Genomic DNA, 26733 nt, shown 5'->3' on the forward strand with positions numbered 1-26733 from the left:
AGTCTTCGGCAAAATTAACAGCAAGCTGGTTTACAACTATACACATCGACTAGCGCAATCAAACTGGGGAGTGAATTGTCATGCTGAGACGCAGCGGTAAATTTTGGTGGGCGGGCTTGAGTGCGATCTTAATGAGCTTGGTACTGCTCTTATTATTTCCGCGATCGCCCCACCCCCAAGCAATTGAGTCCGTCTCCGGCTTGCCAGAACTGGCAGAGTCTGCGGTCGTCGCCATGGTGCCCACCACCCTGGGCAATGCCGACAGTCCCCTCGACTTTGCCCCCGCTGACAACGTTGTGGCCCAAACGGCTCCCAACTATCAGCCGCGCCAGGTGATTCAACTAGCCGATCCGTCTAACTATGGCGATCGCTACAGCACTGACGCCTACGGTCGTCCGATTCGCAACCAGTTCATTGCCGTCATGCATGAAACGGTGGGGTCAGCCCAAAGTGCCATCAACCTGTTTCAGACCTATCACCCCAATGACAATGACCAGGTCAGCTATCACACCCTGGTCGGCCGTGACGGCACCATCTACTACATCGTGCCGCCGGAGAAACGCGCTTATGGGGCGGGCAATTCCGTGTTTAATGGCCCCAATGGCCCAGAAATGGTGACGACAAACCCAGCTTTTCCGGCATCAGTCAACAATTTTGCCTACCACGTTTCGCTCGAAACCCCTGGCGATGGCCGTGGCAATGGCCCCACCCACAGCGGCTACACCACCGCCCAGTATGAATCGTTGGCCTGGCTGTTGGCGCAGAGTAGTATTCCAGATAGCCGCATCACCACCCACAAAGCAGTTGACCAGTCTGGCAGTCGCCAGGATCCCCGCTCATTTGATTACAATCGCTTTTTTACATTGCTGCGACGTTACCCTAACCGTCCTGCCTAACCAGGTTGACACTCACTGGATGTCAGCATCGGAAGTGGTGATTCAGAGATAGAATTTCACATCCGGGGGAGTTTCGCGGCGCTGACCCGTCCTCCACCAGCGATAAATATTTCAGGCGACCTAATTTCAGGCGACCTACTTAGTTGATGCCGATTGGCAAAAGTCCATGTTCAGAGACAGTTTCAGGCCGCCAAGACGCGCTGATCAGGAGCCTTCTGGATAAACTACTGCACGGGCGGGGCTGTCAGCTGTAGCGGTGCTGCCCTTAAGCCAATTGCCGATGAGATTTGGCAGTGACTCTCCTAAGTTGGGGTGGGGCATGTAAGCAGTCAGCATAAAAACGCCGACGAATAAGACGGCTAGTCGCCAGGGGCGAACCTCATGTGCGGGCATGTGAATTCCTCAGAAGGGGGCGTTGTCGGAGTATTTATCCCTGTAAGACTAGCGTTTCTCAGCCGGATCGATCCTTCAATATGACGCTCAGGAGGCAATGTTGCCGGATATCGGGACATTGAGGGGAGATCAGCAGACAGATTCTCAAGTGGTTACGGCCTTAGGCAACTAGCGACTGAACCGGCGAGAGCAGAAAAACCCATAAAAAAGGAAGCCATATTCAGGCTCCCTTTTCCATCACAAGATTCTACACGTCAATGAATTAGTATGCGGGACGGGCATCTGGCCCGGCTGGCCCCCTGGCCTTCTCTTTAGCCTTGGATGCGCTTTTCTTCAGCGCATCTAATCGCTTGATATATTGATCCCGTTTGCGCTTCTTCGGGGTTTGCTCAATCAGGGTTTTGAGGGCGCTGCCGAGGCTCTTGTAAGCATTGGGCAGGGTATAGCCAAACCGAGTCGCGATCGCGATCGCCCGCTCGTCCGCATCAACCGCCTCTTCCACCGCTTTGATCGGGTTATTACGCTTGTACAGTCGCCAGCCCGAAAAGCTACATAGCGCCAGCGCCAGCATCAGCAACAAGCCATCTTGTACCCACAGTTCGCCAATGGCCCCACCGAGACCAATGGCTAGCGCTGCCATTTCCCAACCATCGCGGGGAATCGTGTCGTTTTGCACATGACCGACCTGATGCCAGAACAGGAGATTGCGCTGATCGAGGGCGAAATTTTCCCACTTCGCCAAATCAATTTGAATTTCGACCTGGTCTTTGCCCAGCTCTTCACTGGTAATCAGGGGCGGTGTCACATCGGTGGCTGCTTCTACCGTGACCCAACTTTGCAGCTCGGGCGGCAATAGGCTGCGTAGACGGCGTAACTCTCCCATATCGGCTCTAGCGGTGGATGTTGCGTAGGAAGTCATGAAAACTTGATGAATAAAACAATCACCTCAGCGTTTGCGTGACCCAATAGATCATCCGTCCGAGGCGGTAATGCTTACTATCCTAGCCAAAAAATGTAAATTACATGGGTATATTTCCGCACTATCTGATGGTCGGTAATCGGCTGTGTCGCTGAACCTCAGTTGCGGTAGGCCACGATGAATGCCATCGACAGGCTGTTTCTCCCTGCGCTTGCAGGTTGGCGATCGCCCCTTGCAGCAAGGCTTCGCCGTCGGCTACTGACTCAATGCGGCACAGTGATTCCCGCAGTTCTGCCGCGCCCGCAAAGCCTTTGACGTACCAGGCCATGTGTTTGCGCGCCTGACAAATGCCGCGATAGCCGTTGTAGGCGGCAATCAGCCGCAAATGTTCTTGGGCACAAAGCAAACGATCGATCACCGTGGGGGCAGGGAGGCGATCGCCGGTTTTCAGAAAATAGTCGATGTCTCCCACCAGAAATGGGTAGCCCAGGGTGCTGCGAGAACACATCACCCCATCGGCATGGGTCATTTCGAGGCACCGCACTGCCGCTTCGACCGAGTCGATGTCGCCATTAGCAATCACGGGAATTGACAGCGCCTCCTTGACTCGACCAATCCACTCCCAGCGGGCAGTGCCCGTGTAGCCTTGCGATCGCGTGCGGCCATGCAGGGTCAGCATATCAATGCCGACCGCTTCTAAACGGCGGGCAAACTCGATCGCGTTGATGTGGTCGTCGTCCCACCCCAGGCGCGTCTTGACCGATACGGGCACATCCACCGCCTCCACCACCGCACGGGTGATTTTGACCGCCATATCGGGGTCTTTGAGCAGGGAGGAGCCGCCCCCTTTGCGGGTGATTTTGTTCACCGGGCAGCCCATGTTGATGTCAATGGTGTCGGCCCCTTCGGCCACGGCTTTGCGGGCAGCATCCGCGAGGAAATCGGGGCGACAATCGAATAATTGAATACTGATGGGATGCTCGTCCGGATCGATTTCCATGATTTTGGGCAAGGTTTCCACCTGGCAAATGCTGGGCGCATGAACCATTTCGGTATACATCATGGAAGTGGGAGCGTAGCGCCGGACGAGTTGCCGAAACACTTTGTCGGTGACCCCGGAAAGCGGCGACTGCAAGACCCGGCTGTGGACGGCGATCGCCCCAATCTGTAGAGGCGTCGCCAGCTTTTGCTGCAGAGTGGGAGAGAGCGCAGTCATGGGCGATGCGGCAATACGGTGCTTTCTCAGTATGCCAGGGGCGATCGCTAAAGGGGCCGTTTGCGACTCAATAACCAGTAGCTCTCCATATTGCCCCGGCCTTTGACAAACACCGTACCGCGAGCCTCTAAATGATAAAGGTGACGTAGCCGCTCATAGACCTCTGAAGTCACCTGAATCTTGCCCGGAATGCCGGTACTTTCCATCCGGCTAGCCAGGTTGACCGTGTCGCCCCACAGGTCGTAGGCGAACTTGCGCACCCCAATGACGCCAGCAATCACAGGGCCGGTGCTAATGCCAATGCGGAGTTGAAACGGTTGCCCATCGGGACGATAAAACTGCTCAATCACCATTTGCATTTCTAACGCCATGGAGGCCACCGCATCCACATGGTCGGCCCGGGGAGTGGGCAAGCCCGCCGCCGCCATATAGGCATCCCCGATCGTTTTGATTTTCTCTAGGCCATATTTCTCCGCTAAGCGATCAAAAGCAGAAAAGATTTCGTTCAGCAACTTGACCAGCTTTTGCGCGTCCATCTGTCCAGCGGCGGCCGTGAACTGCACAAGGTCAGCAAAGAGAACGGTGACCGAGTCGTAATTTTCAGCGATCGACTTTGACCCTACCTTTAACCGATTCGCGATTTGGTAGGGCAGGATGTTGCCCAGCAAGCGATCAGCTTGTTGACGTTGTTGCCGCAGTTCCATTTCCATCTGCCGCTGTTCAGTAATGTCGTGGACAATGCCCTCGTAGTATTGGAAATTACCCGATTCGTCGTACACCTTGCGAACCGTTTCGCTAATCCAAATCTTGCTGCCGTCTTGGCGGTAAATCTCGGATTCTGAGCCTTCAATTTGGTCAAATTGTTCGAGATAAACGACTAGCTCTGCCCGCCGCTGAGGCTCCACATACAGCTCTTTGCCAACATTCGTGATCGCCTGCATCAACTCATCGGGGGACGCATAGCCGTAAATTTTGGCCAGAGCCGGGTTGACGCTGATGTATCGTCCTTCACGGCTGGTTTGAAAAATGCCCTCCGTCGCGTTTTCAAAAATGCGACGGTATTTGGTTTCAGCTCGTTGGAGGGCTTCTTCGGCTTGTTTGCGCTCACGCACTTCGGCCAGGAGCAGCTGATTTTGTTGACTCAGCTGTTGTCCCCGACGGTAGTCACTGAGTCGGGCTTGCAGGCGCGCGGTGACTTCTTCAGCGAATAGAGGGAGGCTGAGATAGTCTTGCGCCCCGGCATCGAAAGCGGTGGCGACTTGTTTCGGATCGCGATCGCCCACCACAATGATCGGGATATCGCGGCTCCAGCGCTGGTCTTTGAGCTGTTGACAAAAGTGGTAGCCAATCTCGACGAAGAGCGTGGCCTCAATGAGAATTAGAACGACTTCGTGGGATTTTAATAATTCTAGGGATACGACGGTGTCGTGGCTGAGCTCTAAACGATAGTGGGCATCTAATATCCGTTGCAGCTCGGTCTTGATGTGGGGGGCACGATATATCAGGAGTAGGCCGTCCCGACCTACCGGACAAAAGTCGCCGCTGATATCAGAAAACTCCGCCTGCTGATTCAAAACTGCTCTATCCCTGCCAAGCTATTTATCTGTGCCCTAGTGCTCTCAACGAGATTATTGATGTAAAAACCTGGCCGCTTTTCGATGGCCAGTGGCTCAAGTCTGGCCAGTAGTCATATGATGCCCCGAACCGGCGCAAATTCTTGTGCGCCTGCGCTCAATTCTTCAACCTGGTAGTAAGTGTCAGCAGGTGGGGCACTCGTGAATTGGCAAAATGTTAGCCCTTGTTTTCTTTACAGAGAGTTTATCGGGTTCTCAGGATAGGGCGATCGCGGCCCCGATGGAGTGGATGAAAGTGAACTCGCAACGACAAAATTTGCTCCTCGCTCACTCCGACGTTAATCCACCACATGTCTTAAGATTTGCGGTTTTCAGGCGGTTCTTTTTGCGTGGGCTGGCAGGGGGTAGGTTACAATCCTAAAAGTCGGTTTATTAAAATACTCTGCAAATCATGACACCCTCTCTTACTAATTTTTTGTTGAGCCTCCTGGCTGGTACTCTCATTGTGGTCATTCCGGCGACTATCTTTTTGGTCTTCGTCAGCCAGAAGGATAAAATTCAGCGTCAGTAATCAGCTTCGAGCGGAAGGCTGCTCAGATAATTGATCTAAACTCATTCATCCGACAGAGAGCATCCCAGTGTTTGGGTGCTCTTTTTGTTTGGCTAAGTTGACTTTCTAGCGATCGCAACGCTTCCACATCGTCACCTTACACCTAACTGTCTAGGCTGCACCTGAACCTCGGCTAGCGGGCGATCGCAGCAAGAGAACTCATTTGGTATCGGCAGTGCTGACTAAATCAAAAATTTGCCGTGACTGAAACGCATCAAACGAGTCAAAAGATTTTTTGAAAGCCCTTTAAAGTCCGTTAGCATATGACAAGCAACAGGTTGTGGCAGCAACCGTTAGAATAGCTCTGCCACATTTGGTCAACCGCCTAGGGACAGCGATCGCTGCTGACAGATAGGCATATTTAAGGGATTGATCCAAGGTTGTCAATGTTGCGTCTTCATCCTGAGAGGAATCCTCTGTGAATTTCGGTACACCAGTTCCCCTTCTCATTGGCATTGTCTTAATTCTCGGCGGGGTTGCCCTGTTTTTTGTGGACAGGCTGAAGCCCGGTTATGGCCGAGATTCTGACAAGGTTTACGCGGTTCTCTGGTTGATTTCAGGGGTCTTTTTACTAGGTCACCTCAATATGGAACTGCTGGCCTCGTTTCAGCAGTTACTGATGGCAGGCATGTTGATCACCGTCACGATTCAAAATGTTTATGCCCGGACGCCGAGGGACGATCGCTACGCCCCCCAGCCAGCGAGTGGTGGCCGCGATGATTACTATCGACCCAGTCGGCCCCCGCAAGATTACCGAAGCAGTAGCCCCCGCATGAATGTGCGGGCCGAATTGGATAATGAGGGGCCATATCGTCCCCGGTTTCCAGAAGATCGCCGCATGATTGGCGGTCGTGATGAGTCCTCGCGGCGATCTGGCTATTACGACGACGGGTATGGCGATCGCTATGGTGCCCCGCAGAACGGTTATCCTGATCGCCCGACGCCCCCAAACGATCGTCCGGTCGAGCGCTTAAATCCGAGTGGCGATCGCATCCGCCGCCGCGCTAAGCCGAGTGCGGGTCGGTATGATATCCCTCCCGCTAGGGGATGGGACGAGTCGGCGAGCGGCTACGCAGCGAACTCTGGTGGCTATTCGTCGTCGGCCAGTAGCAGTGGCGGCTACTCGGCTAATGGCGGTAGTTACGCGGCCAATGGCGATAACTATGGTGGCAATGCTGGGACTGGTTATTCCGCTGCTAGTGAGGATAATTATGTCGGGTCTGGTGGTTACAGCAGCCATTCTTCGCCGGAGACTGGAGATACTACTGCCGGGAACGGTGGAGATGATAGCTATGTCGACTATCGCCCCGTGAATAATTATCCTAGCGACGACGCTGGTCAACCTCCTGCTGATTACGGCAGTCGGCAATATTGATGAGAAGGGCGAGTCGTAGACCCACACAGTCAATCTGCCAATCTGAAACACCGTAACGAATATCACTTTTAAGTGAAAACGCGTCGTCTAGAACTAGCTAGGCGACGCGTTTTGGTGTTGGCGACGTAGGCGGCTAGACGACTCCGGCTAGCTGCATGCGGCTCAAAAACGCTTTGAGGCGATCGCTCTGTGGGCTCGTGATCACGTCGTAGGCTTTGCCATCTTCTTCCACCAAGCCTTGATTGAGGAAGATCACGCGATCGGCCACGTCCCGCGCAAACTGCATCTCGTGAGTCACGATCACCATCGTCATGCCTTCTTCGGCCAATTGCTTCATGACATCCAGTACTTCGCCCACCAGTTCTGGATCGAGGGCGCTGGTCGGTTCATCAAACAAAATGATTTCGGGTTCCATGCAGAGGGCCCGGGCGATCGCCACCCGTTGCTTTTGCCCACCGGATAACTGATCGGGGTAAGCATTCCCCTTTTCCACCAAGCCCACCTTGCTGAGAAAGTGGCTAGCCAGCTCCCGGCTATTGGTTTTGGGCTTGCCGAGCACTTTCTGCGGGGCTAGGGTTAAATTTTCCAGCACGGTCAGGTGTGGAAACAGGTTGAACTGTTGAAACACCATGCCCACCTGCGCCCGCAGCCGCTGCAACTGTTTGCGCGATAAATTGGGACTGGACAAGTCCATACCATTCACCGTCAGGGTGCCGCCGTTAATGGTTTCCAAGCGGTTGAAGCATCGCAGTAGCGTGCTTTTGCCGCAGCCGGAAGCGCCAATAATTGCTACCACTTGACCAGAATAAATTTCGCCGCTGAGCCCCTTCAGGACTTCGAGTGGGCCGTAGCTTTTGCGCAGTTGGTTAAAGGCGATCGCGGTCTGAGAGTCAGGCATAGTAAATGGGCGAATTCTGTAATGGGGATAGCATTCGGGAAATACTGTGAAGATTATCATCGACAAGCTGGCAGTATCGTATCGTGTAAAGCCAGTTTGTGGTGAAAGGAAAGATTTTATATGTCGATTAAACGTTCAGCCTTTTTACGGAATGTCGCGTTTGGCCTCAGTGCGTCAGTAGTGTTAGCCGCCTGTGGCGGTTCTGCGCCCACCGATACGGCAGACGGCACGGACTCGGCAACGGACTCCGCCAGCACCGAGGAAGCCACCGGCACCCTCACTGTCGCCACTGAGCCCGCCTTCCCGCCGTTTGAATTTCAGGACGAAAACGGCGAATTAGCTGGGTTTGACATTGATTTGATGACCGCGATTGGCGAAACTGCTGGCTTGGAAGTGCAGTTTGAGTCGCTCCCCTTCGACGGCATCATTCCAGCTTTGCAGGCAGGCACTGTGGATGCGGCCATTAGTGGCATGACGATCACCGAAGAGCGTCTACAAACGGTTGATTTTTCTCGGCCTTATGTGAAAGCGGGTCTGGCGATCGCGGTGCAAGCCGACAACATGGAAGTCGCGACCCTGGATGACCTGCAAGACATGCGGATTGCGGTACAAATCGGAACGACTGGGGCCGAAACAGCAGCGGAAATTCCGGGGGCCGAAATCAGCACCTTTGACTCGGCTCCCCTCGCCCTGCAAGAACTGGCCAATGGCAATGTTGATGCCGTCATTAACGATGCCCCGGTGACGCTGGACGCGATCGCCTCCGGCAATATCGACGGGCTCAAAGTCGTGGGCGAACTGTTGACCACTGAGTTTTACGGCATTGCTCTGCCCAAAGGCTCCCCCAATGTCGCAATCATCAACGACGCCATCATGACCATGATGGAAGATGGCACCTACGCCGCCATCTATCAAGAATGGTTTGGCGAAGAACCCCCCGAATTGCCTGAGTCCGCGTTCTAAGCGCAGGCTAACTTCTGTGGACACGGCTGGTTTGGGCAGAGTCTCGGTAGACTGCCGAAACCAGCCATTTTTATGCCCAGGCATGATCCCAAAGAGAGCGCACACGATTTGGCTGCCGCAGAGCGCCAGGCAATTTGATAGGTTTAAGGCAGTGAATTGTGAAGGAGTCGGGGTTAGATGAAAGTAGCAGTCACCGGGGGCACGGGTTTTGTGGGTAGCGGGCTGGTCAAAGCCCTGCAAACCGCCGGTCACGAAGTGCTGGTGCTGACTCGTGATGCGGCTAAAGCCCGACGAATTTTTCCCGCTACCGCTTTTCCCAACGTGACTCCAGTGGCCTATACGCCCCAGATTTCCGGGGATTGGCAAGCGGCAATTTCGGGGTGCGATGGCGTGGTCAACTTGGCCGGAGCGCCCATTTCCGAACGGTGGACGGCGGCGCACAAGCGGGCCATGATGGATAGCCGCAAGGTCGGCACTGAGAAGTTGGTGGAAGCGATCGCTCAAGCCGATATCAAACCCAAAGTTTTAGTGAGTGCGTCGGCGATCGGCTACTACGGCACCAGTAAAACGGCCACCTTTGACGAAAGCAGCGACCCAGTAGAGAGTGATTTTCTCTCGCAAATCTGTCAAGCCTGGGAAGCGGCCGCCCAGCAAGTCAAAGCCGTGGAGGGCGTCCGGTTAGTCATTCCTCGCATTGGCATTGTGCTAGGCGACGGCGGTGCTTTAGAACGGATGCTGACGCCCTTCCGCTTATTTGCGGGCGGCCCCATTGGCAGCGGCCAGCAGTGGTTTTCTTGGGTGCATCGAGAGGATTTGGTCGCCATTTTGATGCGGGCTCTGACGGATGAATCCATGAGCGGGGTTTACAACGCGACGGCTCCGAATCCTGTCCGCATGGGGCAGGCCTGCGAAGCGTTGGGGCAAGCACTCAATCGGCCCTCTTGGTTACCTGTGCCCGACTTTGTCATTGAAGCCATGCTGGGTGATGGGGCCGTGGTTGTTTTAGAAGGGCAGCAGGTGTTGCCCAAACATTTGCAGGCGGCGGGTTTTGAGTACCAGTACCCCACGGTAGGGCAAGCCATGCAGGCCGTGGTTAACGCCCTTTAGGCATCGCAACTGCCATGACCTTGCTGATTGTTTCACCTCATCGTTCTGATCTCAGCCGTTGGCAACAGGCCCTACAAACCTGTGCGCCGGATCTGGACATTGCGGTCTGGCCCCAGGTGACAGTTCCAGAAGACATCACCTTTGCCTTAGCTTGGCAACAGCCCGCTGGCATTTGGCAACAGTTTCCAAATCTGCGCTGTGTGTCGTCCTTTGGGGCCGGTGTCGATCACTTATTGCAAGATGTCGACCTGCCGACTGATACACCGATTGTGCGGCTGGTCGATCCGTTATTGGCGCAGTCAATGTTTGAATACATTGCCGCAGCGGTGATGGGCATTTTGCGGGACTTTGATGTTTACGAAACTCAGCAAATGGGTGGACTCTGGCAATCCCATACCCCGACCCTGAGTCAGCACTGTACGGTGGGCATCATGGGACTCGGGCAGCTGGGCACTTACACGGCCCAAAAGCTGGTGAAGCTGGGTTTTAACGTTGTGGGCTGGGCGCGATCGCCTAAGCAGATTGAGGGCGTCACTGCGTACAGCGGGGATGCACAGCTACCACAGTTTTTGCAGCAGACCCAGATATTGGTTTGTTTACTGCCGCTCACGGCACAGACTCGCGACATTTTGAACCTCGATCTCCTGGCCCAACTGCCACGTCCGGCCTATCTCATCAATGTGGCGCGCGGGGCGCACTTGGTCGAAGCCGATTTGTTGGCAGCGCTTGATGCCGGATATCTACGCGGCGCTTGTTTGGATGTCTTTCGGCAAGAGCCCCTGCCGCCGACCCATCCCTTTTGGGCGCATCCCAAGATTCGGGTTACGCCCCATTCCTCCAGCATCACCAACCCGGAGTCGGTCGCGCCCCAAATTGTGGAAAATTATCGGCGATCGCAGACAGGCGCACCGTTGCTGAATCAGGTATCGCGATCGCGCGGTTATTGATGGGGGCTAATCTCCGTTCGCTGGCTCAGGTAAACGTTAGTAGCGCCCACAAAATGCCGGGCAGGGTGATAAAGCTCAGCAGGGTGGAAAGCACTATCGCTCGGGCGACCAAGTCGGCGTCGCCGCCAAACTCCGTCACCCAAATAAACGTATTCACCGCTGTGGGCATGGCTCCTTGCAGCACCAGCACGTGCAAATCTTGACCTTGGAGGCCGATCGCGCGCCCAATCAACAGGGCGATCGCAGGGGCGAGAGCCAGGCGTAACCCGGCTGCCAGCAGCACGGGGCGATCGAGGTAAAACTGAGTTTTGGCGAGCTGCATTCCCAGGGTGATTAGCGCCACGGGAATCGCCGCCCCACCCAGGAGGGCCAGCCCTTCATCCAGTCGCAGCGGCAAGGTAATGGCGAGTGCTTGTAAGGCGAGTCCCGTCAGCATGGCCCAAAAGACGGGTAGCTTGAGCGTTGTTCTGAGTCCGGTGGCTAAGCCCTGGCCTTTCAGCAGGGTCGGCCCGACGGTGGTGAGCAAAATGCTGCTGCTCACCAGATAGACGATCGCCCCCTCTAACCCGGTTTGCCCCAAAGCGAAGGTGATAAAGGGTAGTCCTAAATTGCCTGTATTGGCAAAGAGGGTGGTGGCGAGGAGCGTTTTTTGCTGGAGAGGATGGGCTCGAATCAGGCGACAAAATCCATACACCAAGGCATACAGCAGGGCCGATGCCCCAAAGAACCCCATAACAATGAGCAACGCCCGCTCGGCTGTCAGCGTAATGCCATAGAGGCTATTCGCAATTAGGGCGGGCAGTAAAACGTAGAGACTGAGTCGCGACAGGGTACGGCGGTCGAGGCCGAGGGTGCGCCCCGCGATGAACCCCACCAAAATGATCAGGGCCACGGGGGCGATCGCGGGCAATAAAACAGCCATACGCAGGAGGTCGGCGAGCCCTAACTAGAGGGGGACTTTTGGGCAGTTGGCCCGGCCCCGAGACTGCGAAAGTAAGTGCCGCCAACGGTAATGATAAAGGCGACGTAGGCCAAGAGTTGTCCGGCAAACAGCTGCTCGCGATAGCCCAGCAATGTTTTCAGCAGCACTCCAGGAAACTCATGATCCGGCAAGACGGCGCGGGCATCCCACAGTTGCGGCCCCAGGATGCATGACGCTTGGGAAATGCAGAGGTCGGCGTTGACGGGATCAAAGTTGCTGATAGCGAGAAAGGCGGCATCTAAATTGCGGAAAAACGAGATCACCAGTCCCCCCACAATCAAAATCAGCAGCACCCCCATCACTTGAAAAAATGCCTTTAAGTTAATGCGGACGCCCCATTTGAACAACGCTAGACCAATCAGGGTTGCCCCCAGCAGCCCGCCCGCCGCCCCGATCACCGCTGTGACACTTTGCTGCACGTTAGTGAAAATAAACAGCACGGTTTCAATGCCTTCTCGTAGGACGGCAATGCAGACCAAGCTGAAAATCGTGATCCCGGCGGCATCGTCGCCTTGCAGAGCGGCAATCACGTTGCCCTCGATATCGCCCTTGAGCGATCGCGCCTGGCGCGTCATCCACAGCAGCATCCAGCTCAACATCACGATCGCGATCGCGCAAAACAGACAGTCAAAAAATGGCTCGATAATTGGCTCTAGGGTGGGTAAAGCTTGTTGCGCTTGAGCCACGCTGTTAAAAATTACGATGCCGCTCAGTACACTGCCCAATAGCCCTGCCCCAATGCCCAGATAAACCCAGCGGTTGAGCTGACTTTGTTGGGCTTTATTCAGGCAGGCCAATACAATGCCGACGACGAGGGCCGCTTCGACCCCTTCGCGCAAGGTGACAAAAAAGGTCGGGAGGGCGGGCGCAAAATCCATAGATTCCCAGGGAAAAAGACAACTGTAGGCTGGTCAAGCAAAGCACCGGCTGGGGGCAATTCCCCTAGAGACCATGATGCCGACGGCTGACCGGCCAATGCCATTACACTCTGTTCCGGTGGTTACCCTGGCGACCAGCCCCCACGGTGATTGTAAAGGGTTTCTTTGGGGATGCAGCGGGTAGCGACTTAGCTGCCCCCCAAACGCCAGACCCGGATGGTTTTGTCGGCGCTAGCGCTGGCAATCAGGCGACCCGTCCGGTGAATGGCGATCGCGCTCACCACTTGGCTGTGCCCCAGCAAGGTGTGCACAAGATTTCCCGTCCGGGCATCCCAAACTTTCACGGTGTGATCATTGCTGCCACTCACAATCGTGCGGTTATCGGGAGCGATCGCCACCGAATTCACCTCTTGGTTGTGCCCCTTGAGCACATGGATAATTGATCCCGTGCCGACACTCCACACCACCAGCGTTTTATCTTTGCTGGCGCTCACCACAAACAGCCCATCGGGACTCACCGCCACATCATTGATCGGACTCACATGGCCCGAAAAGAACCGGATCATCTCGCCCGTCTTAAGATCCCACTGGCGCACCTTATTATCCAGGCCACCGCTAAATAACGTCGATTCATCCGGCATCATGGCCACGGCCCGAACCGCCGCTGGCGACCCCAGCAACGTCCGAATGGCATTTCCCTTATCCAATTTCCAGAGTTTGATGGTTTTGTCTTTGCTGCCGCTCGCCAAAATCCATCCTTTATGGCCAATGGTGACGCTGGTGACATCACGGGCGTGCCCCTCCAGGGTGTGAATCAATCGCCCTGCCGATAGGTTCCAGACTTTGACCGTGCCATCATCGCCGCAACTCACCAAGACTTGCCCCTTGGTACTGATGCGCAGATCATTGACGCCTCGGGGATGTCCTTGCAGGGTGACCATTTCGGCCCCGGTTTGTAAATCCCATACCTTAATGGTGTCGTCCAAACTGCCGCTGACCAACGTGGCCGATCGCGGATTAAAGGCCACCGCTGTCACCCAAGACTGATGTCCCGATAGCACCCGGACACACTGCCAATTATCACTTTCCGAAAACCGCTCGGGCGCTTTTACCGAATCGGCTACCGTCACCGGTATCGCGAGGGGCGGCGGCGCGGGCGGGGGAGACGGCTTGGGCAGGGCAAGGGGCGCTGGGGTGGCCGTCGGGGAACTGGTTTGGGGGATCTGAGGGTCGATGGTCGGCGTGGCGACTGCGCCCCGTGCCCGATCAGTCGTCGTCGCCGCATTGCTTTCAGGATGTTGGCGCACCCATCCCGGCACGTTGCCGCGAAAGGTGGATGACGAGTCCAGTGCGGCTAAGACTGCCGGGGCATCCACAAACCGTTCCCCCACGGCATCCATCACCAGCCGATCGAGGACAGCAGTTAGCTCTGGACTGACGGAGCGGCTTTGTTGGGCCAAAATGGCGGGCCACCGCCAGTTGCCCGCCATGTGGTCATATAGCTTTTCCGGTTTGCAACCCGTCAGCAGATGCAGGCAGGTCGCCCCCAGACTATACAAGTCACTACAGGGATAGGCTTGGCCGCCGCGCAGTTGCTCAATGGGGGCGTAGCCTTCGGTGCCGATGCGGGTGCCTGGCGTGGCTTCCGATAAAGCTTCGCCAAAATGCTTGGCCACCCCAAAATCAATTAAGAAAAGACGGCGATCGGTATCCCGCCGGATCAAATTGGTGGGCGTGATGTCGCGATGGATGACGTTGTGCCGATGGATAAAGTCCAGCACGGGCAGAATATCGAGCAGCAAATCCCGAATGCTGTGCTCATCCATCGGACCGCTTTCCAGCACTTCTTGGATGAGGGTTTTGCCGTCGATAAATTGCTGAACTAAATAGAGAAAATGATCTTGTTCAAAGTAAGCCAGCAGCGCCGGAATCTGCACATGCTCGCCCAAATCGTGCAGTCGCACGGCTTCTTGATTAAACAGTTCAACCGCTTTGTTGAAAGCTTTAGTGCCTTTGGTTTGGGGGGCGAACTGTTTGATGACGCAGGGGGCATTCAGGCGATCGCTATCTAACGCAAGATAGGTACGACCAAAACCGCCCCGCCCAATTAACTTTTGGGGCTGATACCGGCCCCGCAACATTTTGACCAGAGGCGTACTGCAACTGCGACAAGTTTGCGCCGCGTCGCGGTTTAGAGGATGCGCACACTGAGGATTCAAGCAACAAATCATTCAACAGACCCTGTCCGGTCAAGTCACCGGCAAACATGTGAACCTCACTAACTACCCGGTCTATCGATGTCATAAAGATGCACCATCGACCCAGGAGGCTCGTCAACAGTCACACGGAGAGACCGCCCGCTGGGCGCGACGTGACTGACAGTTGACCACAATCACGGCTCGGCGATTCACTCCCTTGCTGTATCTAGGTTGCCCACCGCCTGGCCAAAATCGGCTCACCAGGCAGGGAAACTCAGACTTAAGCATAGTGTAGTTTTCTGATTCCCTAATGATCGGCAAAAAATTTGCAAACAAGGCGATCGCGCCCTCACTGGGCTGGCCTCAGACTACCAGAGGGAACCATTGATGCTCCGGTTGTGTGGCGTCTTAACGGACGCTGAGGGCCGGGCGATCGCAGCAATTCTTTACATTTGCTGCCGCCAACGAGAAACCTCAAAGCCCTGCGGTAAGGTGGTTGTCAGACTCCTTTTACACCCTTTTTTGAACTCATGACGTTGGCTCACTCTGCCCATAAAAAAGCCAAAGCCCTCCGCCCGGGAGCCCGCCGTCCGGCCAAGGAACTCTGCAGTGAATGCGGCCTCTGCGATACCTATTACATTCACTATGTGAAAGAAGCGTGCGCTTTTCTCAACCAACAGTTTCCTGAGTTGGAAACCCAAACCCATGGGCGCGATCGCGATTTAGAGGCCCCCCTAGAGCAATACTTTGGCGTCCACCAAGACATGATGGCGGCTCGTAAGCACGAGCCCATTGAGGGGGCACAATGGACGGGCATCGTGAGTTCGATCGCGATCGCCATGCTCACCCAAGGTCACGTTGAAGGGGTGGTCTGTGTCCAAAACACCGAAGAAGACCGCTTTCAGCCCAAGCCCGTGATCGCCACCACGCCAGAAGAGATTTTGGCGGCGCGGGTTAACAAACCCACTCTGTCACCCAACCTATCCGTGCTAGAGCAAATCGAGCAGTCGGGTATGAAGCGGCTGCTCGTGATCGGCGTCGGCTGCCAGATTCAGGCCCTGCGAGCGGTGGAAAAAGAGTTGGGTCTGGAAAAGCTCTATGTGCTCGGGACGCCCTGTGTGGACAACGTCACCCGCGCTGGGCTGCAAAAGTTTTTAGACACCACCAGCCGCTCACCCGAAACGGTGGTGCATTATGAATTCATGCAAGACTTTCGGGTGCATTTCAAACACGAAGACGGCTCGATTGAAAAAGTCCCCTTCTTTGGCCTTAAAACTAACCAGCTCAAGGATGTGTTTGCACCGTCTTGCATGAGCTGTTTTGACTATGTGAATGGATTGGCAGACATTGTGGTGGGCTACATGGGCGCACCCTTTGGCTGGCAGTGGATCACCGTGCGCAATGAGCGCGGCCAAGAAATGCTCGACCTGGTGATGGATCAGTTAGAGACTAAGCCAGTGGATTCCCAGGGCGATCGCCATGCCGCCGTGCAGCAAAGCATCCCCGCCTATGACAAGGGCGTGACCCTACCGATGTGGGCCGCGCAACTCATGGGCGTCGTCATTGAGCGCGTTGGCCCCAAAGGCATGGAATACGCCCGTTTTTCTATCGACTCGCACTTCACCCGCAATTACCTGTATGTGAAGCGTAACCACCCCGAAAAGCTGGATGACCACGTCCCCGAGTTTGCCAAGCGCATTGTCAGCCAGTACAAACTGCCAGACTAGGGAATCAGCAAGCATACAATGTCCTGTCTGAGTCCTGTGGTCAGATGACGGGGACGTTGGATGCCTGGGAGTGTCCTTTCTTCATCGTTGAGGTTGCGATTGTGCGCGTCACTCTCAGGGCCAATGACGGTTACCAGTATCGCCTGACCAAGAGTTCGAGTCGCCGCACTAACTGCTTGAGGTGCTGGATTTCTGCTCTGAGGCGGCAATTTTCCGCTCGCAGGGCTTGATTCTCCTGTCGGAGTGAGGTGGATGTGGCGATCGCGTCCCCAGTGTCGAGAGTCGTTTTCATGGGTTTAGCTCGTAAGCATCGCCGCAAGCTGCCTGGAAATCGCAGAGGAATGGCATAGATGCGGCTCTATAGATCAATCTTAGCGAACCGATTACGGCGGCGCGGGCAAACTGTCATAAAGCGGTATAAACGGCCCGATGAGGTTATTGGCTGAGTGTCTCCGTTTTGGCCGCAGTGACACCTCTAGAGCTATCATCCTCGTTCTAAAAGATATTTGTCGCCAGCCAAAATTAAGTTTGGTATAGGCAGCGACATTTTTTCGCATCTTGGGGATGCGATCGCGGTACTCTCTAATGTCCTGGCTGAGGCGGCTTTGACGGTTGCTGATGATGGTGATCGCGTTATTGATAAGAAAATCTAAAGTGCAGAAGGGCTGATTCCTAGTGACAGACTTCCATTTCTCCGATACATTATTGGTGTGTGAGGAGCGAACCAGTAAGGGCACCGAGACGAAACACGGCCAGTCGTCGGTGCCCTTTCTGTTTTAAATATTTCCACAGCGCTGACCGAGTTGAGCGATCGCTACAAAATAAACTGCTCAATCGCGTTCACGACGCCATCCGCTTCGACACTGGGGGCCACCCAATCAGCGATCTCCTTCACGCCATCTGGCGCATCGCCCATGGCCACGCCTACCCCCGCGTAGCGAATCATTTCATAGTCATTGAAGTTATCGCCCACGGTCATTACTTGATCGGGAGAGAGGTCGAGTAGCTCCTCCGCGAGATATTGCACCGCCGCCCCTTTGTTGGACAGGGGATGGGTCGCCTCAAAGAAGGTGGCCACGGACTGGGTGAGGTACAACTCGGCGGGCGTGTACTGTTGCTTAAAGCGGCTCAGCAATTCAGTAATCACGACGGGGTCGGGACTCAGAGCCAGCAACTTGGTGGTTTCGATCGCACTTTGGGCGGTCAGGTAGGTCGCCAAGTCACCGACGGGCATCGGCTCAATGCCCGAGCGGGCGGCATAGTCGCGGGTGTCGGTCAAAACTTCGCGGACATGCAGTTGGTCGTCAATATAGAGGTGAATGGAGAGCTGTTCGGCAGCTTCCAACTCGGCCAGAGCCGCCAGCAGCGCCAGAGTATGTTCGCGGGAGAGGGGCGTGTGGCGATACAGTTTGCCCGAGGTGGGATCTTTGATCAGCGCTCCCTGGTAAGACAGGAGCGGCAACGGTGACTGCACCGCCTGATGAAACCGCACGGCGGAACGATACATGCGTCCGGTGGCGATCGCTACCTGCACGCCCTGTTGTTGGGCGGCGGCGATCGCCTGCTTCACCCCTGCCGTCACGTCGTTAGATTTGCCCGCGATCGTGCCGTCGATATCCAACACCAGTAGTCGAATGTCTGCCATGCTGCCGAAGCCCTTGAATGATCGCCATCCAGCGTGACGCAGAACCGGGGCAAACCACAAGGGCAAGATGATACAAATTCTGCCGCTCGCAAAAATAGGACAGTGCCGAGGTCAAAATTCCTGGTCAACTGGCAACGGTGCCCCACTCAAAAGGTATCCAGAATGGAGGGGCGGACCCCGAGCTTTTGCACAACCAAGCTATATAGCCAAACATTCCACAGCGCCATGGAGAGGGCCGTGGCAATGGCGGCCCCTAAAATACCGAAGACGGGAATGCCGACGACATTCAACATGACGTTGACCAAGGCGCTGACGGCCATCACCCCCGCCGCCTGGTTCTGATAGGTCGTCATGGTCATTAGATAGCCCACCGACCCGGCTCCCACATTCACCAGTTGACCCAGCATCAGTACGACTAAGGTTCCTTGCGCCGCGACAAATTCGGCCCCGAATAATTGCAGAATGGGCCGCGAAAAGAGCATGATCGCGATCGCCATTCCCAAGGCGGGGTAAAACATCCACCGGGCAATCATGGCAACGAGTTGTTGCAACCCCGCTTGATCGTCCTGGGCGTATAGGGTGGCAATGAGGGGCGCGGCCATGGCATTTACCGCGATCAAAATGAACGGAACCCAAGCGGCGGTTTTCAACGCGGCGCTGTAAATGCCGACCTGTTGAGCATTCAACAGCAGGCCAATCATGAGGGTGTCGGTGTGGCTCAGAATCATATAAGAGCCGCCCATCAACACGAGAGGCAACGCGATGCGCCACCATAGCGCGGTTTCGTAAATGTGTGGAGGACGGCGAATTTGGGGCGCGACCTGGGTCTGAAACCAACTCCACTGTAAGAGCAGTATCAGAAGAACTGCCGTGAAGCTCAAGGCCATGGCGACGGTGCTGGTGAAGGGGCGGTGCGATCGCCACCCGCTGGCCAATCCTAGGAGTACCAAGGGCTGCCCAATTAACGATGGGGCAAAAGCCAAGACGATTTGCTGAAAGCCTCGGATAATTTCCTTTTGTAGGTTGAGCAGCGTGAGGCCCGGAATGCTCCAAATGCCGAGGAGTAGGGGCCAGGTATACATGCCCAGGTCGCGGCTCGTCTGTAGCCACGCCCAAATACCTGTGCCGCATCCGGCAATGCCAATGCTCGCGAGCAACAGCTGTCGCCAACTGCCGCGCATGAGTCCTCCCAGTCGCGCCCAGTCGCTTTGCGCGCGATAGGCCGACACCAGCCGTAGCGCCACGCTGGGCATCCCAAAGCTGGCGATAAACGCGCCGATGATACTGATGGCGGTGGCGTATTCATACACACCGTAGGCGGTGGTGCCCAGCCAACGAGCCAGCCACACCTGTGCCGCATACAGCAGAGCGGCACTGATGAGCTGGACGGTCAGCGCCGCTCCTGCCCCCCGCGCAAATTTGGCTAACAGCCCTGGTGATTGCACCCGCAGTCCTTAAACCCTTGGGCAACATGATAGACGGGGAGGACGAAGCTCATGCAAGCTCTTAGGGATCAGGATTGCATACAACCAATTTTGGCTAAAGCAATACTGTGCCTGCCAGTGAACAGCCATCTCGGCGGTTTCAACTTCTTCAATCATCAGCAAAACAGCCCTGGAAAAGTTTTCCAGGGCTGTTTTAGTAAAGCAAAATTAAGGACAAATCGCGATCGCTGTTAGCGGATGTACTCTTTCAGCACACTGTTGCGATTGGGGTGACGCAGCTTACGCAGGGCTTTAGCCTCAATTTGGCGAATCCGTTCGCGGGTCACGTTGAAGGTCTGGCCAATTTCTTCCAGCGTCTTCATGCGGCCATCATCCAAGCCATAGCGTAATCGCAGCACATCACGTTCACGCGGACTCAAAGTGCCCAAAACACCTTCCAAGTCTTCACGAAGCAAGCTCTTAGAAACCTCATCTTCAGGGGTCTCACCATCCGACTCGATAAAGTCGCCCAGGCGAGAATCTTCTTCCTTCCCGATAGGAGTTTCTAGCGAGATCGGCAGTTGAGCGGACTTAGCGATGAAGCGCAACTTCTCGATGGTCATCTCCATGCTGGTAGCAATCTCTTCTTCAGTCGGCTTACGGCCTAACTCTTGAGATAGCAGCTTGGTCGTCTTTTTGATGCGAGAGATGGTTTCGTAGAGGTGAACAGGCAGGCGAATGGTGCGGGACTGATCCGCGATCGCCCGGGTAATGGCCTGACGAATCCACCAGGTTGCGTAGGTCGAAAACTTATAGCCCTTCTCATGGTCAAACTTTTCAGCTGCCCGGATGAGACCCAAGCTACCTTCCTGAATCAGGTCTTGGAAAGACAAGCCCCGGTTCATATACTTCTTCGCAATGGAGACCACTAATCGCAGGTTTGACTGCACCATTTTGTCTTTGGCGCGGCGACCCAAATGCAAGCGCTTTTGGAAAGCTGGCAGAGCCATGTCAACGGCTTCCGCCCATTCCGCGTCAGTGGGCTCATGACCGAGGCCGTCCATCAGCTCATCGCGAATGCGTTCCAGCTCTAATAAGTCAGCAATCTTACGAGCGAGTTCGATTTCCTCTTCGGCCCGCAAGAGGCGAATGCGGCCAATTTCTTGCAAATAGAGGCGAATAGAATCTTCTGTGTAGTGCTTCTTTTTGGTTTGGCTGCGGCGAGTTGTCTTGCTCTTTGCCGCTTTTGCGGGAGCTTTGGCTGCGCCAGCATCGTCAGAATTATCAAATTTTGATGAGCTACTATCGCCATCGATTAAAAGCTCCAACTCGTTTTGGGGCTTGATTGCTCCGAGCAATTCTTTCGCTTGAGTCATGCCGCGTTCCTCGTGCTCCTTCGTGCGTGATGCTTTCCAATCAAAGGCTCGTTTAGCTTAACACCCTGTTTTTGTGATGGCCTCAGGGCCAAATGTTGTTAAATGAGCAAGATCTCTAACCGCCATACTGAAATGAGGCGAGAACGTGTCTCTAAACGCAAAAGACAGACTGCAATAAATTAAAGCTGAACAAAAACCTTTTCGTGTACAGCAGGCTCATTAGACCTTTCTGAATCTAAGTTTGTGACCTGCCTCACACAATTGTAGCTGCACAAACAAGTTGACTACCACTCCTGTTCCGTATAAATCCGACAGAATTCACCTAAAAAACACATTTTTAGTAGGTTTTTTGTACTAATTATGGATGGATAGCGAATTTTGCTGCCTCCCTATAAGTCTTATTCTCGTAGGGTTAAACGCACTTGTTAATAGTTTTGAAGATGAATCCTGATGATTATCAAGAACTTATAAGTAAAATGTCTATGCATCAAAAATCATGATCTGACAGGATTAAGGGCGCTGGTTGGGGTGGTTCTGGTTAACTGTGGCGGCCACTCTGGTTGGCCATCTGAGAGGCAACGGTGGTCTATCTGTCATACAGCAAGGCCACTCCACGCTAGAATCTAGCGTGACTGGAATGACGGCATATGGAGGTTCAAGGGTTCCTTATGAATTCAGAGACGCTGGCTGCGACGATTCAAAAAGGCGTCCGTGTCACCTTGGGGGCAACGGCCTCTTTGGTCGATGCGTTGCGAGACCCGCAGGCTTCTCAAGAGAAGTTTGGCAACATTTCCGATTTTGAAGTACTGACCCAAGAATTGGAAGCGAAAGGGACTGACGCTGAGCGGGAAGCTCGGGCTGTGGTGGATTCTGTGATGAGTCAGATGGGGCAAATGCCCAATCCATTCGCGCCGACGCCGGCCTCCGAGGCGACGGTGGATGCCGACGCTCACCCGGTTGCGGATGCGTCCGTGCAAACTGATTTAGAGGCGCTGACCCAAGAATTATCGACCCTACGCGCCGAATTGGAAACGCTTAAGTCACAACCGGGTAATGGCTAGGCCATACGGGCTGAATGTCTGAGATGGGGAAGGTCAGCAACTTTGCTGGCCTTTTATTTTGAGGAAATTGTGATGGTGGGATTGTCGTTGTTGGCACCTGCGGGCAAGGGGATGAAGACCCTTGTGCCATCGTATGTGACGGCACGAAACTATGGGCGACTAGCGGCGTCGTAGATTTCGCTCGCGAGCAACATGCTGGCATGCCAAGGGCTGCCATTATTTAGCGGCGAAGTTGTTGCAGCCAGCGGTTGACAGCCCTTAGCTGGTGCAGTGAGTGCGGGCGCGGTAATGTATGCTTTCAAAGATTTTTGGACCCAATTGATGATGCGCCCTAGCGTGGAATGAAGTTTGGGAGATTGGATGGGTCGATGCAGCCTTCAGCCGAGTGAGCGGTGACGTTTGGGTGGTCTAAGGTGTCTGGATTGATCGGATGATGCGGCCTAAGCGAAGGAAGAGCCGAGATCTGTGGGCACATCTTGCCAACGACCGGGGCCGATCGCTCGTAGTGCTTCTTTGAGCACAATGTCGCCGGTGTAAAGCGCTTTGCCGATGATGACGCCGTTGACACCGAGGCGCTCTAGTTTTAAGAGGCTCAACAGATCGGCCACGGAACTCATGCCGCCGGACGCAATGATGGGAATGGAGGTGGCTTCAGCGATCGCCCGCAACGCCTCAAGATTGGGACCTTGAAGGGTGCCATCGCGATTGATGTCGGTGTAAATTACTGCCGCTGCGCCGCGTTGAGCCATATCTTGGGCGAGGGCGATCGCGTCTAGCGCTGACGTTTCGAGCCAGCCACGGGTGGCGACTTTGCCATCGCGGGCATCGATTCCCACGATGATTTGTCCGGGAAATTCGTGACTCAAGGTGCTGACTAACTCAGGATTTTCCACCGCTGCGGTGCCGAGAATCGCGTACTGCACGCCGAGGTCAAACAGGGCGGCGACGCGATCGCGATCGCGTAAGCCCCCGCCAACTTCAATGGGAATATTGAGGGCTGCCGCGATCGCCGCGATCGCTTGCAGATTTTCCGGTTTGCCCGCCTTGGCTCCATCCAAGTCCACGAGATGCAGTCGGGTTGCCCCTTCATCAGCCCAGCGCTGCGCTACCTCAACGGGATTTTCACCAAACACTTCGGATTGGTTGTAGTCGCCCTGATACAGACGAACACAGCGGCCTTCGAGCAAATCAATAGCGGGAATAACTTCCATAGGAGCAATTACTGTCAACAGGCTCTCTATTGTATCGGTTGCCTTCACCGCTGCTGTCACTAGGACGAGCTAAAGCGCAAATTATCGCTGGCAATTGTCACAGTGTCCACAGCGCCAGTCGGGGCGCGCGTGGCGAAATCCAAACTGTTGGATGATGGTGCGCCAACGACAGCCGTTGCCATGTAACAGTTTTCGAATTACGTGATCAGCCGTGGCATTGACGCAGGGCGCAGCCGATGGTGTGGGCAACAGTCGGTAGTGAAACGGATCGGTCCATTGCAGTTGGCCTTGGCTGTGCAGATAAGACAAAGCGATCGCGCCTTCTTTATATTCCTTTTGCACGTCAGTCAGGCTACCGGCGGGCGGGATTTTGTGGCTGAGTTGTACTGCTTTAGTTTGCAATTGCTGAGTTTGTTGGCGGAAGAACTGCGATCGCTGCTGGTCAGTAGGATCCAGTAATCCCGTTCGTTCACTCACCAGTGACAAGGCTTGGGCGGGTTGGCCATCCCGGCCCGCACGCCCAATTTCCTGTACATACTCTGTCAGCAAGGTCGGCACATGATAATGCACGACCCACCGCAGATCGGGTTTATTCACACCCATGCCAAAGGCATTCGTCGCCACCACAATGCGGACTTGGTTGCTCATCCAGGCCTGCTCACGGTGGCGGCGCTCGCTCGCGCCCAGTCCGGCATGGTAATCCAACGCTTGATGTCCCTGCTGCCTGAGCCAGTGGGCCAATGCCTCACTATCGCGCCGGGTGCGTACGTACACCAGTCCCGTTTGGTGCCGCTGCTGCTGCACAAACTTGAGCAGCTGTTGTTGGCGGCCACGGGGCGTGTAAACGGTGCGCACGGCGAGGTGCAAATTGTGGCGATAGGGACTCAACCGGACGATCTGGGGCGATCGCAACCTCAACGTAGCGCCGATAATCGCCTGCACCTGGGGATCAGCCGTGGCCGTAAACGCCGCAATAGGAATTTTGGGGTGCCCAGGCTTGCTCTGTTCCAAGGCTTGGCGGACTACCCCCAACCGTCGATAAGCGGGCCGAAAGGTCTCGCCCCATTGGGCCAAACAGTGGGCTTCGTCCAAAACAAGACCGTTAATTTGCAGGTCGGCCCGGGTTAACTGCTCCCACACCGCCGAACCCAGTAACGTTTCGGGGGAAAGATACAGGAGGCGTAACCGTTGGTGCTCTAGCGCCTTGAGCACCCGAAATTTTTCCCGTTTAGGCAGCTCGCTGTGGAGGGTGGCGGCGGGCAGGTGGCGATCGCGCAATTCCTGCACTTGATTTTCCATGAGCGCCACCAGGGGCGACACCACCAGCGTCAGCCCTGTTTGCAATAGCGCGGGCAGTTGAAAACAAAGGGACTTGCCGCCCCCCGTCGGCAAAATGATGAGCGCATCTTGATGCTGTAGCAAGGCTTGAATCACTGTATCTTGCGGCGGTCGAAACGCTGGATAGCCCCAGATTTCTTGGAGGCGGATTTGAGCGATCACTAAAGCGGATACCGACGATTCCGTCACCAATTTTCCTGCCAATGCACCGCTCCCAGGTTGCCCTAAATCAGGGCTAGCCAAGCGCCCCTGCCAAACCTGTATAGATGGAAGGGAGATCGGCGCTAGTGCCCACCCCAAAAAGTCCGCAGATGCTAACGCAAGTGAAGCGTTTGGCGTGCAAGAGAGATATTCGTATTAAATTGAGAGGACTTAATGGTTGATGCCACTCAAGGATGAAGTGTCTGGGAAGACACGACTTTGGCGTGACGACTGGCAAATAGAAGGCAATCCCAGGAGGCGATCGTGTCAGGGGCATTTGAAGACACTTGTGCTTTAACCAAGCTGGTCGAGCAGCTATTTTCGGCTAGAAAAATTACCCAACAGCAGTATCAAAGCCTCTCGCAACTGGTACTCGCCGACGGTAGTGTTGATGAGGAAGAGTTACGTCAGATCAACCGTCTGTTTGATGCGGTGCAGAATGGCCGCATTAAAGTTGTGGACTGACTCGACCGCCTGAAAAATCGCGGCATTATGAAACTGCCACCGTGAGTAAAGACGCTGGCGCTCCAGACCCCGGAAGATTTGACGCGCGCTTCCTTGCTGCCGCACCCAATGCTTGCCTGACGCGATCGCAGCCATTGTCAACAAACCCAGACATCAGCAATGGGCAAATTGATCCCGCGTTGCCATCAGGTGTAGTGTTCGCCAATTGGGATAGACGCAGCCAATTGAGATGTCCTCTCCAGTCATGGCCTTGCCCACAAGTGAAAAGGAACGCGCACAATAAATTCCCGGCCCGTAATCCGCAACTTATCCAACAACGCCCTTACGCCTCCCCGCATCCACTATGGCTACGCACTCATCCGCAACATGGCCTGAATCGGTTTGAGAGCGGCAACGCGAGTGGCTTCTGGCATAGTGATTTCCGGCTGACGATGTTTCATAGCCAGATATAGTTTCTCCAAGGTGTTGAGCCGCATGTGTGGACATTCGTTGCAGGCGCAGTTGCCAGTGGCGGGGGCCGGAATGAACTGCTTAGTCGGCACCAGTTTCTCCATCTGGTGAATGATCCCCGGTTCCGTCACGACAATGAATTGGGTGCGATCGCTCCGCTGCACATAGTTCAGCAGGGCCGTTGTCGAACCGATGAAGTCAGCATGGTGCAGTACCGGTTCCTCACATTCCGGGTGGGCAATGATTTCGGCGTCGGGGTGAGTGATTTTGAGCTGCACCAACTTCTTTTCGGAAAAGGTTTCATGTACCATGCAGCTGCCCTGCCACAACACCAAATCACGCCCCGTTTGCTGCATAACGTAACGACCTAAATTTTTGTCGGGCGCAAAGATGATGGGCTGTTCTTCGGGAATCTGTTCAATCAGGCTGACCGCGTTAGAGCTCGTGCAAATAATGTCGCTCATGGCTTTGATTTCTGCCGAACAATTGATGTAAGACACCACAATGTGGTCAGGATGCTGCGCCTTAAACGCGGCGAACTGGTCGGGCGGGCAGGTGTCAGCCAGCGAACACCCCGCATTGAGATCGGGCAGCAAAACCAGCTTGTCCGGGTTCAGAATTTTGGCCGTTTCTGCCATAAAGTGAACGCCAGCAAACACGATCACCTCAGCATCCGTGGCGGCGGCCTGGCGCGACAACCCGAGGGAATCGCCAATATAGTCCGCAATGTCCTGAATATCGGGCTCCTGGTAGTAATGCGCCAAGATGACAGCGTTTAACGCTTGCTTGAGTTCAGCAATGGCGGCAAAGAGATCTAACGGCGTGTTAGCAGTAGCTGACTTCGGTGGAGCAGTCGTAAACATAGACAGTGCTTTTTAG

The 26733-nt window shown here is 55.0% G+C and carries 23 protein-coding genes and 1 pseudogene; 9 read left to right on the forward strand and 15 right to left on the reverse strand.

Annotation, left to right across the window (positions count from 1 at the left end; genetic code table 11):
- The first annotated feature begins 80 nt into the window (after positions 1-80).
- The gene (locus tag JUK32_RS24515) at positions 81-896 is read left to right on the forward strand and encodes a peptidoglycan recognition family protein (RefSeq protein WP_239113036.1); all 816 of its coding nucleotides are present in this window, start codon (positions 81-83) and stop codon (positions 894-896) included.
- A gap of 204 nt (positions 897-1100) precedes the next feature.
- On the opposite strand, the gene JUK32_RS24520 is transcribed toward JUK32_RS24515, so the two are convergent.
- The 4 genes from JUK32_RS24520 to JUK32_RS24535 all read right to left on the reverse strand — a co-directional run bounded on the left by JUK32_RS24520 (position 1101) and on the right by JUK32_RS24535 (position 4998).
- Complete coding sequence (locus JUK32_RS24520) at positions 1101-1289, reverse strand: hypothetical protein (RefSeq protein WP_204141505.1); 189 nt, start codon at positions 1287-1289, stop codon at positions 1101-1103.
- A gap of 262 nt (positions 1290-1551) precedes the next feature.
- Positions 1552-2208 (reverse strand): DUF3318 domain-containing protein, encoded by a 657-nt coding sequence (locus JUK32_RS24525; RefSeq protein ID WP_204141506.1) that lies wholly within the window; start codon positions 2206-2208, stop codon positions 1552-1554.
- Between the two features lie 121 nt (positions 2209-2329).
- Complete coding sequence (dusB, locus tag JUK32_RS24530) at positions 2330-3424, reverse strand: tRNA dihydrouridine synthase DusB (RefSeq protein WP_204141507.1); 1095 nt, start codon at positions 3422-3424, stop codon at positions 2330-2332.
- Between the two features lie 47 nt (positions 3425-3471).
- A complete protein-coding gene (locus JUK32_RS24535) occupies positions 3472-4998 on the reverse strand; it encodes an adenylate/guanylate cyclase domain-containing protein (RefSeq protein ID WP_239113038.1) in 1527 nt (508 codons plus the stop codon).
- A 451-nt stretch (positions 4999-5449) separates the two neighbouring features.
- On the opposite strand from JUK32_RS24535, the gene psbX reads away from it, so the two are divergent.
- Positions 5450-5569, forward strand: coding sequence for a photosystem II reaction center X protein (psbX, locus tag JUK32_RS24540; RefSeq protein ID WP_204141508.1), 120 nt, complete (start codon positions 5450-5452; stop codon positions 5567-5569).
- A gap of 457 nt (positions 5570-6026) precedes the next feature.
- Positions 6027-6983, forward strand: coding sequence for a Ycf66 family protein (locus JUK32_RS24545; RefSeq protein ID WP_204141509.1), 957 nt, complete (start codon positions 6027-6029; stop codon positions 6981-6983).
- A 133-nt stretch (positions 6984-7116) separates the two neighbouring features.
- Here the strand turns inward: JUK32_RS24545 and JUK32_RS24550 are convergent, their stop codons facing one another.
- Positions 7117-7881, reverse strand: a complete 765-nt coding sequence (locus JUK32_RS24550) for an amino acid ABC transporter ATP-binding protein (RefSeq protein ID WP_204141510.1) — start codon at positions 7879-7881, stop codon at positions 7117-7119.
- Positions 7882-8001: 120 nt separating this feature from the next.
- Between JUK32_RS24550 and JUK32_RS24555 the strand changes: the two genes are divergently transcribed.
- The 3 genes from JUK32_RS24555 to JUK32_RS24565 all read left to right on the forward strand — a co-directional run bounded on the left by JUK32_RS24555 (position 8002) and on the right by JUK32_RS24565 (position 10898).
- Positions 8002-8844 (forward strand): basic amino acid ABC transporter substrate-binding protein, encoded by an 843-nt coding sequence (locus JUK32_RS24555; protein WP_204141511.1) that lies wholly within the window; start codon positions 8002-8004, stop codon positions 8842-8844.
- Between the two features lie 177 nt (positions 8845-9021).
- Positions 9022-9951 carry a TIGR01777 family oxidoreductase gene (locus JUK32_RS24560; RefSeq protein ID WP_204141512.1) on the forward strand — a complete coding sequence of 310 codons (930 nt, stop codon included), beginning with the start codon at positions 9022-9024 and terminating at the stop codon, positions 9949-9951.
- 14 nt (positions 9952-9965) lie between these two features.
- Entirely contained in the window at positions 9966-10898 is a 933-nt protein-coding gene (locus JUK32_RS24565) for a glyoxylate/hydroxypyruvate reductase A (protein WP_204141513.1), read from the forward strand.
- Between the two features lie 25 nt (positions 10899-10923).
- Here JUK32_RS24565 and JUK32_RS24570 read toward each other — a convergent pair whose 3' ends face one another.
- The 3 genes from JUK32_RS24570 to JUK32_RS24580 form a co-directional block, all read right to left on the reverse strand.
- Complete coding sequence (locus JUK32_RS24570) at positions 10924-11820, reverse strand: AEC family transporter (RefSeq protein WP_204141514.1); 897 nt, start codon at positions 11818-11820, stop codon at positions 10924-10926.
- Between the two features lie 20 nt (positions 11821-11840).
- Positions 11841-12758, reverse strand: coding sequence for an FTR1 family protein (locus JUK32_RS24575; protein WP_204141515.1), 918 nt, complete (start codon positions 12756-12758; stop codon positions 11841-11843).
- Between the two features lie 188 nt (positions 12759-12946).
- Positions 12947-14989, reverse strand: coding sequence for a serine/threonine-protein kinase (locus JUK32_RS24580; protein ID WP_239113039.1), 2043 nt, complete (start codon positions 14987-14989; stop codon positions 12947-12949).
- Between the two features lie 497 nt (positions 14990-15486).
- On the opposite strand from JUK32_RS24580, the gene JUK32_RS24585 reads away from it, so the two are divergent.
- Positions 15487-16683 (forward strand): Coenzyme F420 hydrogenase/dehydrogenase, beta subunit C-terminal domain, encoded by a 1197-nt coding sequence (locus JUK32_RS24585; RefSeq protein WP_204141516.1) that lies wholly within the window; start codon positions 15487-15489, stop codon positions 16681-16683.
- Between the two features lie 130 nt (positions 16684-16813).
- On the opposite strand, the gene JUK32_RS24590 is transcribed toward JUK32_RS24585, so the two are convergent.
- The 4 genes and pseudogenes from JUK32_RS24590 to rpoD all read right to left on the reverse strand — a co-directional run.
- Complete coding sequence (locus tag JUK32_RS24590) at positions 16814-16975, reverse strand: hypothetical protein (RefSeq protein ID WP_204141517.1); 162 nt, start codon at positions 16973-16975, stop codon at positions 16814-16816.
- Between the two features lie 522 nt (positions 16976-17497).
- On the reverse strand, positions 17498-18328 hold the full coding sequence (locus tag JUK32_RS24595; protein WP_204141518.1) for a Cof-type HAD-IIB family hydrolase: 831 nt from the start codon (positions 18326-18328) through the stop codon (positions 17498-17500).
- A gap of 146 nt (positions 18329-18474) precedes the next feature.
- Entirely contained in the window at positions 18475-19773 is a 1299-nt protein-coding gene (locus JUK32_RS24600) for a flippase (RefSeq protein WP_309224628.1), read from the reverse strand.
- A gap of 230 nt (positions 19774-20003) precedes the next feature.
- Positions 20004-21131: pseudogene (gene rpoD, locus JUK32_RS24605) on the reverse strand (RNA polymerase sigma factor RpoD); the annotation flags it as partial.
- A gap of 665 nt (positions 21132-21796) precedes the next feature.
- On the opposite strand from rpoD, the gene JUK32_RS24610 reads away from it, so the two are divergent.
- The gene (locus JUK32_RS24610; RefSeq protein ID WP_204141520.1) at positions 21797-22189 is read left to right on the forward strand and encodes a hypothetical protein; all 393 of its coding nucleotides are present in this window, start codon (positions 21797-21799) and stop codon (positions 22187-22189) included.
- Between the two features lie 440 nt (positions 22190-22629).
- On the opposite strand, the gene hisA is transcribed toward JUK32_RS24610, so the two are convergent.
- Together hisA and JUK32_RS24620 are read right to left on the reverse strand one after the other, a co-directional pair.
- Entirely contained in the window at positions 22630-23400 is a 771-nt protein-coding gene (hisA, locus tag JUK32_RS24615; protein WP_204141521.1) for a 1-(5-phosphoribosyl)-5-[(5-phosphoribosylamino)methylideneamino]imidazole-4-carboxamide isomerase, read from the reverse strand.
- A gap of 81 nt (positions 23401-23481) precedes the next feature.
- The gene (locus JUK32_RS24620) at positions 23482-24927 is read right to left on the reverse strand and encodes a RecQ family ATP-dependent DNA helicase (RefSeq protein ID WP_375541606.1); all 1446 of its coding nucleotides are present in this window, start codon (positions 24925-24927) and stop codon (positions 23482-23484) included.
- A gap of 276 nt (positions 24928-25203) precedes the next feature.
- Here JUK32_RS24620 and JUK32_RS24625 point away from each other — a divergent pair, with 276 nt between their 5' ends.
- Complete coding sequence (locus tag JUK32_RS24625) at positions 25204-25404, forward strand: hypothetical protein (RefSeq protein WP_239113050.1); 201 nt, start codon at positions 25204-25206, stop codon at positions 25402-25404.
- 347 nt (positions 25405-25751) lie between these two features.
- On the opposite strand, the gene nadA is transcribed toward JUK32_RS24625, so the two are convergent.
- Positions 25752-26717: a quinolinate synthase NadA gene (nadA, locus tag JUK32_RS24630; protein ID WP_204141522.1), complete on the reverse strand. Its 966-nt coding sequence runs from the start codon at positions 26715-26717 to the stop codon at positions 25752-25754.
- Positions 26718-26733 lie beyond the last annotated feature (16 nt).

The organism is Halomicronema sp. CCY15110 (genome assembly GCF_016888165.1).
Lineage (GTDB): Bacteria > Cyanobacteriota > Cyanobacteriia > Phormidesmidales > Phormidesmidaceae > Halomicronema.

Excerpts from the sequence above, each read along its gene's own strand:
- JUK32_RS24515 (WP_239113036.1), top strand. The coding sequence starts at position 81 with ATGCTGAGACGCAGCGGTAAATTTTGGTGGGCGGGCTTGAGTGCGATC.
- JUK32_RS24520 (WP_204141505.1), bottom strand. The coding sequence starts at position 1,289 with ATGCCCGCACATGAGGTTCGCCCCTGGCGACTAGCCGTCTTATTCGTC.
- JUK32_RS24525 (WP_204141506.1), bottom strand. The coding sequence starts at position 2,208 with ATGACTTCCTACGCAACATCCACCGCTAGAGCCGATATGGGAGAGTTA.
- dusB (WP_204141507.1), bottom strand. The coding sequence starts at position 3,424 with ATGACTGCGCTCTCTCCCACTCTGCAGCAAAAGCTGGCGACGCCTCTA.
- psbX (WP_204141508.1), top strand. The coding sequence starts at position 5,450 with ATGACACCCTCTCTTACTAATTTTTTGTTGAGCCTCCTGGCTGGTACT.
- JUK32_RS24550 (WP_204141510.1), bottom strand. The coding sequence starts at position 7,881 with ATGCCTGACTCTCAGACCGCGATCGCCTTTAACCAACTGCGCAAAAGC.
- JUK32_RS24555 (WP_204141511.1), top strand. The coding sequence starts at position 8,002 with ATGTCGATTAAACGTTCAGCCTTTTTACGGAATGTCGCGTTTGGCCTC.
- JUK32_RS24560 (WP_204141512.1), top strand. The coding sequence starts at position 9,022 with ATGAAAGTAGCAGTCACCGGGGGCACGGGTTTTGTGGGTAGCGGGCTG.
- JUK32_RS24565 (WP_204141513.1), top strand. The coding sequence starts at position 9,966 with ATGACCTTGCTGATTGTTTCACCTCATCGTTCTGATCTCAGCCGTTGG.
- JUK32_RS24570 (WP_204141514.1), bottom strand. The coding sequence starts at position 11,820 with ATGGCTGTTTTATTGCCCGCGATCGCCCCCGTGGCCCTGATCATTTTG.
- JUK32_RS24575 (WP_204141515.1), bottom strand. The coding sequence starts at position 12,758 with ATGGATTTTGCGCCCGCCCTCCCGACCTTTTTTGTCACCTTGCGCGAA.
- JUK32_RS24580 (WP_239113039.1), bottom strand. The coding sequence starts at position 14,989 with ATGATTTGTTGCTTGAATCCTCAGTGTGCGCATCCTCTAAACCGCGAC.
- JUK32_RS24585 (WP_204141516.1), top strand. The coding sequence starts at position 15,487 with ATGACGTTGGCTCACTCTGCCCATAAAAAAGCCAAAGCCCTCCGCCCG.
- JUK32_RS24590 (WP_204141517.1), bottom strand. The coding sequence starts at position 16,975 with ATGAAAACGACTCTCGACACTGGGGACGCGATCGCCACATCCACCTCA.
- JUK32_RS24595 (WP_204141518.1), bottom strand. The coding sequence starts at position 18,328 with ATGGCAGACATTCGACTACTGGTGTTGGATATCGACGGCACGATCGCG.
- JUK32_RS24610 (WP_204141520.1), top strand. The coding sequence starts at position 21,797 with ATGAATTCAGAGACGCTGGCTGCGACGATTCAAAAAGGCGTCCGTGTC.
- hisA (WP_204141521.1), bottom strand. The coding sequence starts at position 23,400 with ATGGAAGTTATTCCCGCTATTGATTTGCTCGAAGGCCGCTGTGTTCGT.
- nadA (WP_204141522.1), bottom strand. The coding sequence starts at position 26,717 with ATGTTTACGACTGCTCCACCGAAGTCAGCTACTGCTAACACGCCGTTA.